The sequence below is a fragment of the Microbacterium sp. zg.Y909 genome (assembly GCF_024626565.1).
In genome coordinates, this window is record NZ_JANJFJ010000285.1 from 1 (window position 1) to 5,635 (window position 5,635).

At 71.2% G+C, this 5,635-nt stretch carries 5 protein-coding genes and 1 pseudogene; 1 reads left to right on the plus strand and 5 read right to left on the minus strand.

Annotation, left to right across the window (positions count from 1 at the left end; all coding sequences use genetic code 11):
• From NQ160_RS17200 to NQ160_RS17215, 4 genes and pseudogenes are all read right to left on the minus strand, one after another.
• Window positions 1–104 (minus strand): annotated as a pseudogene (locus NQ160_RS17200) (imidazole glycerol phosphate synthase subunit HisH); the annotation flags it as partial.
• Entirely contained in the window at window positions 101–712 is a 612-nt protein-coding gene (gene hisB, locus NQ160_RS17205) for an imidazoleglycerol-phosphate dehydratase HisB (protein WP_257516378.1), read from the minus strand. The pseudogene NQ160_RS17200 and the gene hisB, both read right to left, overlap by 4 nt.
• Complete coding sequence (locus NQ160_RS17210) at window positions 709–1,803, minus strand: histidinol-phosphate transaminase (RefSeq protein ID WP_257516382.1); 1,095 nt, start codon at window positions 1,801–1,803, stop codon at window positions 709–711. The genes hisB and NQ160_RS17210 overlap by 4 nt, the downstream gene beginning before the upstream one ends.
• A gap of 19 nt (window positions 1,804–1,822) precedes the next feature.
• Window positions 1,823–2,182 carry a LysM peptidoglycan-binding domain-containing protein gene (locus NQ160_RS17215; RefSeq protein WP_257516379.1) on the minus strand — a complete coding sequence of 120 codons (360 nt, stop codon included), beginning with the start codon at window positions 2,180–2,182 and terminating at the stop codon, window positions 1,823–1,825.
• Window positions 2,183–2,433: 251 nt separating this feature from the next.
• Between NQ160_RS17215 and lexA the strand changes: the two genes are divergently transcribed.
• On the plus strand, window positions 2,434–3,132 hold the full coding sequence (gene lexA, locus NQ160_RS17220) for a transcriptional repressor LexA (protein WP_257516380.1): 699 nt from the start codon (window positions 2,434–2,436) through the stop codon (window positions 3,130–3,132).
• Between the two features lie 103 nt (window positions 3,133–3,235).
• On the opposite strand, the gene metE is transcribed toward lexA, so the two are convergent.
• A complete protein-coding gene (gene metE / locus NQ160_RS17225; RefSeq protein ID WP_257516381.1) occupies window positions 3,236–5,566 on the minus strand; it encodes a 5-methyltetrahydropteroyltriglutamate--homocysteine S-methyltransferase in 2,331 nt (776 codons plus the stop codon).
• Between the last annotated feature and the right edge of the window lie 69 nt (window positions 5,567–5,635).

Sequence of the window (5,635 nt, forward strand, 5' to 3'; positions counted from 1 at the left end):
CGGGCGTCGGCACCGGCGGCGATGAGTGCCTTCACCGCGGAGTGCACGTTGCCCGACCCGTAGTCGAGCACCGCGACGAGCGGCCGGTCGGGGGCGTCGCTCACAGCGCGCCCTTCGTGCTGGGCACGCCCTGCACGAGCGGGTCGAGGGCCTTGGCCTGGCGGAACGCGCGCGCGAACGCCTTGTACTCCGCCTCGGCGATGTGGTGGGGGTCACGACCACCCAGCACGGTGACGTGCACGGTCATACCGGCGTGGAAGGCGATCGCCTCGAACGTGTGCCGCACCAGCGAGCCGGTGAAGTGGCCGCCGATGAGGTGGAACTCGTACCCGGCGGGCTCACCGGTGTGCACCAGGTAGGGGCGTCCGCTGATGTCGACGACCGCCTGCGCGAGCGCCTCGTCCAGCGGCACCAGGGCGTCGCCGTACCGCGAGATGCCGCTCTTGTCGCCGAGTGCCTCGCGGATCGCCTGACCGAGCACGATTGCGACGTCCTCGACGGTGTGGTGGGCGTCGATGTCGGTGTCGCCTGATGCACGCACGGTGAGATCGGTCAGCGAGTGCTTCGCGAAGGCGGTCAGCAGGTGGTCGAAGAACGGCACGCTCGTGTCGATGTGGCTGCGGCCGGTGCCGTCGAGATCGAGTTCGAGCTCGACGGTGGACTCGCTGGTCGCGCGGCGCACAGACGCGGTACGCGCCTCGGGACGGGTCATGGCGTCGAGTCTATCGAGGCCAGCGCGTCGAGGAACGCGGTGGTCTCGGCCTCGGTGCCCGCCGTCACCCGCAGGTGCCCCGGGATGCCGACATCGCGGATGAGCACCCCCCGGTCGTACAGCGCCTGCCAGGTCGCGGCGGGATCATCCACGCCCCCGAAGAGCACGAAGTTGGTCCACGATTCGTGGGGCTCGTACCCGAGCGCCTGGAGGGTGGCGGAGATGCGGTCGCGCTGCGCGACGATCTCGTCGACCATGCCGAGCATGACGGGCGCGTGTCGAAGGGCCGCCGTCGCCGCCGCCTGCGTGAGCGCGCTCAGGTGGTACGGCAAACGCACGAGCCGCAGGGCGTCGATCAGCGCCGGATCGGCGGCCAGGTAGCCCACCCGGGCGCCGGCGAAAGCGAAGGCCTTGCTCATGGTGCGTGAGACGACGAGGCGCTCCCTGCCCGGCAGCAACGTGATCGCCGACTGCTGCTCGTGGGGCGCGAACTCCGCGTATGCCTCGTCGACGACGACGATCCCGTGGCTGGCCTCGTAGACCGCCTCGACGACGTCGAGCGGCAGCGGCGTGCCCGTCGGGTTGTTCGGCGCGCAGAGGAAGATGACGTCCGGCGATGCGTCGGCGACCTGGGACGCCGCGTCGGACGGGCTCAGGGTGAAGTCGTGCGCCCGGTGGCCGGCGATCCACGAGGCCCCCGTCCCTCGGGTGAGCAGCGGGTACATCGAGTACGTCGGGGCGAAGGAGAAGGCGGTGCGTCCCGGGCCGGCGAACGCCTGCAGCACGTGCTGCAGGACCTCGTTCGAGCCGTTGGCCGCCCAGATCTGTTCAGGGCCGAGGCCGTGCCCGAGGTACTCGGCGAAACCCTCGCGCAGCGCCGTGAACTCACGGTCGGGATAGCGGTTGATCTCGCGGAGCGCCCGGGCCACCGAGTCGAGGATGTCACCGGCCACCTCGTCAGGGACGGGATGGGTGTTCTCATTGACGTTCAGGGCGACGGGCAGAGCCGCCTGGGGTGCGCCGTACGGAGTTTGGCCACGCAGATCCGCGCGGAGGGGCAGGTCGTCAAGAGACACGATCACCCCTCCCATGCTAGAGCGCATGGCGCGATCAGCGGTCGGCGGAGTACTCCAGCGGGATCGACAGGCGCTGCCCGGCGGCGACGGCCGAGGTCTCGAGCGCGTTGAGGCGCACGATGGCGTCGATGACGTCGCGCGGATCGGCCTGCGGTGCCACCTCTTCGGCGATGCCCCAGAGGGACTCGCCCGTGGCGACTGTCACGGTCTCGAAGCTGCCGGCGGGTGCCGAGTCGGAGACCGTCGCCAGCGCTCCCCCTCCGCTGAGCACGGCGACCGCGACGGCGGCGACGGCGGGCAGCGCGGCGATGCCGACGAGCACGCGTCGACCGCGAGAGGTGATCCGCAGCCGCGTGGCGGACGGCGTGGGTCCGGCGAGCTGGATGGTGGTCATGAGTCCTCCTGTGTCGCGATCTTCGCATCCGACTCTCGGCCGGGAGAGCCGGATGCGAAGTTCTCTTCCGAAGTTATCTTCGAAGTTATAGGCTGTCAAGCACGAAACTCGCTCGCAGATCGATCGCACGCGACACGCGCGCACCTCGACCTGTCGGCATCCGTCACCGGATACGGTTTCGATAGGAGCACCCCACCACGGACCTCCGACATTCGAAGACGCTGCCCCATGCGGCGAGACGGGAGAGGGCGATGACCGACGCGACACCGGCCGGCCGTGAGCGGGCTCAGGACAAGCCGCACACGCGCCGACGCAAGAGCCTGAGCGAGAAGCAGCTCGCGATCCTCGAGGTGATCCAGCGGTCGATCGCGCGCCACGGCTACCCGCCGAGCATGCGGGAGATCGGCGACGCGGTCGGGCTGAAGTCGCTCTCGAGCGTCACCCACCAGCTCAACCAGCTCGAGCTGAGCGGGTACCTGCGCCGCGACGCCGGCAAGACCCGCGCCATGGAGGTGCTGATCGACCTGCCCGGCTCCGCCGGCGAGAACCCGGCCGACGCGGCACCGTCGGTGGGCGACGCCGCCCTGGTGCCGCTGGTCGGACGCATCGCCGCGGGGGTCCCCATCACCGCAGACCAGCAGGTCGAGGAGATCTTCCCGCTGCCGCGTCAGCTGGTCGGCAAGGGCGACCTGTTCATGCTCAAGGTGAGCGGCGAGTCGATGATCGACGCCGCCATCTGCGACGGCGACTGGGTGGTCGTCCGCTCCCAGGCGACCGCTGAGAACGGCGACATCGTCGCGGCGATGCTCGACGGCGAGGCGACCGTGAAGACATTCCGTCAGCGCGACGGTCACACGTGGCTGCTGCCGCGCAACAGCGCCTTCGAACCGATCCTGGGCGACGAAGCCGTCGTGCTGGGCAAGATCGTGGCGGTCCTGCGGGCGATCTGACGCAGAACGACAGGGAGGGGATGCCGCGACGACCGCGGCATCCCCTCCTGCGTCGCCCCACCGGCGGGCGGTCGACGCCCGTCGGCGGGCACCGCCGCTCGCGTCACACGCGCGCGGCCACCTGATCGCGCACACTGCGCGTTGCCGCGACCAGATTCCGCAGCGACTGCACCGTCTCCTCGTAGCCGCGCGTCTTGAGCCCGCAATCCGGATTGACCCACACCTGTCCCACGGGCAGCTCGTCGACCGCTCGTCGAAGCAGCGCCGCGATCTCGTCCGTCGACGGCACGCGCGGAGAGTGGATGTCGTAGACGCCAGGCCCGACGCCGCGGGCGAAGCCGGAGCGGCGGATGTCGGCGATGACCTCGCCGCGGCTGCGTGCGGCCTCGATCGAGGTGACATCGGCATCGAGCGCCGCGATCGCCTCGATGACGACCGCGAACTCCGAGTAGCAGAGGTGCGTATGCACCTGGGTGGTCGCAGCGGCGCCGGCGGTGGCGAGCCGGAACGACGCGACGGACCAGTCGAGGTACGCCGGCTGATCGGCCGCTTTCAGCGGCAGCAGCTCCCGCAGCGCGGGCTCGTCGACCTGCACGATGCGCAGGCCCGCGGCCTCGAGGTCGGCGATCTCGTCGCGCAGCGCGAGCGCGACCTGGTCTGCGGTCTCGGCGAGCGGCTGGTCGTCGCGCACGAACGACCACGCGAGGATCGTCACCGGGCCCGTGAGCATGCCCTTGACGTGCTTCGCGGTGAGACTCTGTGCGTAGGCCGACCAGGCGACGGTGATCGGGGCCGGACGCGCGACGTCGCCCCAGAGGATCGACGGCCGGGTCGCGCGTGAGCCGTACGACTGCACCCATCCGTTGCGCGTCACGGCGAACCCGTCGAGGTTCTCGGCGAAGTACTGCACCATGTCATTGCGCTCCGCCTCGCCGTGCACGAGCACGTCGAGCTCGAGCTGCTCCTGCAGTGCGATCACCTGCCGGATCTCCTCGCGGAGGAACTCCCGGTACTGTTCGCCATCCAGGCGCCCCGCAGCGTGCGCGGCGCGGGCGCGGCGGATCTCGGGGGTCTGCGGGAACGAGCCGATGGTCGTGGTCGGAAGCACGGGCAGTCCCAGCGCCGCGCGCTGTGCCTCTTCGCGGTCGCCGGCCGCCGCGCGACGGTAGTCGCCCGGCGCGAGCCCCGCGGCGCGGGCGCGGACAGAGCCGTCGCGCACCCCCGGCGCCGCACGCCGGTCGTCCAGCGCGCGTGAAGCGGCGTGGAGCTCGTCCTCGATCGCCGCCCTGCCCCGCGAGAGGCCGCGCGCGAGGGTCACCACTTGACCGACCTTCTGATCGGCGAAGGCCAGCCACGACGCCAGGCGTGGATCGAGATCGGGCTCGTCCGAGACGTCGTGCGGCACGTGCTGGAGCGAGGTGGAAGTGGCTGCGGCCACTCCTGCGGCACCGAGGCTGCGCAGCGCAGCGAGACGCTCCCACGCGGCATCCAGATCGCCGCGCCAGACGTTCCGGCCGTCGATGACGCCGCCCACGAGGATCTTGTCCCCCAGCCCGTCGACGACGGGCAGCACGGAGCCGCGGTGCAGGTCGACTGCGATGGCCTCGATGGGAGCGGCGGCCAGACCCGCCCACGCCGAAGGGGAGAGCTGCGCGTAGCCGGCGGCGACCAGGATGGCGGGACGGTCAGCTGCCGAACCCAGCACGGCGTAGGCGCGCGCAGCCGCCTCGGCCAGGCGCTCCGGCGCCGCCGGCAGGCTCTCGCTCACGAGTGCGGGTTCGTCGAGCTGCACCCACTCCGCTCCGGCTGCACGCAGGGTCGCGAGGAGATCCCGGTACACCGGCAGCAGGTCCTCGAGGCGGCTGAGCGGGTCGAAGCCCTCGGGCGCGGCATCCGTCGCCTTGGCCAGCGCGAGGAGGGTGACGGGCCCTACGACGACCGGGCGAACGGTCACGCCGTCGGCCTTCGCCTCGGCGACCTGGCGGGCGAAGCGGTCCGTCGACAGCGCGAACGCGGTCTCAGGACCGATCTCGGGCACGAGGTAGTGGTAGTTCGTGTCGAACCACTTCGTCATCTCGAGCGGCGCCCGGTCGCCGTCACCGCGCGCGGCGACGAAGTATGCCGACAGCGGAATGGTGCCGTCACCGTCACGCAGGTCGGCGAAGCGTGCGGGCAGAGCACCGACGGCGACCGCGGCGTCGAGCACCTGGTCGTAGAACGAGAAGCTCTCCGGGACGGACGAGTCCTCCCGCGCGAGCCCGAGTTCGACGAGCCGCTCGCGCGTGCCACGGCGCAGGTCGGCGGCGGCGCGCTCCAGACCCGCTTCGTCGAGGGATCCGGCCCAGTGCGCTTCGACGGCGGTCTTGAGTTCGCGGTGCCGCCCGATGCGCGGGTAGCCGAGGATCGTGCCGTCGGGGAAGGTGGCGGTGGTCATGATGCGGTCTCCTTGTGTGGGGTGAGGATGCCGGCCTCGCCGAGGACGGCCAGGACGACGCGGTGATCG